This window comes from Novosphingobium sp. HNCC26DJ243 (assembly GCF_057180545.1).
In genome coordinates this window covers 1-686 of sequence record NZ_JBXUGN010000024.1, presented here as the reverse complement: position 1 = coordinate 686, position 686 = coordinate 1, and the positions used below count along the sequence as shown (strand labels likewise).

Genomic DNA, 686 nt, shown 5'->3' with positions numbered 1-686 from the left:
AGCATGAACAAGAACTCCACCTTCAAGGTTTTCATCGGCTACGATTCTCGTGAAGATATTGCTTACCAGGTCGCGAGGCACTCCTTGCTGCGCAACACGGCATCTGCGGTAAGCGTCCATCCGATCCGCCAGCCAGCGGTGCGCGAACTTGGTCTGTACACGCGGCCGGTCGATGCGACGGCTACCACCGAATTCTCGCTCACGCGTTTCCTCACGCCCTATCTTGCGGCGCAGACGGAAGGCTGGGCCCTGTTCACCGATTGCGATTTCCTGTTCACCGCCGATATCAGCGGTGTCCTTGCAGGTCTTGATCCGGCCAAGGCGGTCTATGTCGTCCAGCACGAATACGAGCCGGCGCATGATATCAAGATGGATGGCAAGAAGCAGACGCGCTATCCGCGCAAGAACTGGTCTTCCTTCATCCTGTTCAACTGCGCGCATCGCGATGTGCAGGCGCTGACGCCCGAGGTCGTGAACTCGGCCAGCCCCGCGTTCCTCCATCGCTTCGAATGGATCGCGAACCAGGACGATATCGGCGCGCTCGAACTTGACTGGAACTTCCTCGAAGGCGAATACGCCAAGCCCGAACGCACCCCTCGCGTGATCCACTACACCAACGGGGGGCCGTGGTTCGCCGAGTGGCAGAATGTCGACTTTGCCGATCTCTGGCTGGCCGAACAGGCGGC

1 protein-coding gene is annotated in these 686 nt (G+C 59.9%); it reads left to right on the top strand.

Translation table 11 applies throughout. The annotated features are described in order from the left end of the window. Positions 1-84: 84 nt before the first annotated feature. Positions 85-686: hypothetical protein (locus AC2A04_RS18285; protein WP_484213787.1), on the top strand; the 602-nt coding region annotated here is incomplete at its 3' end.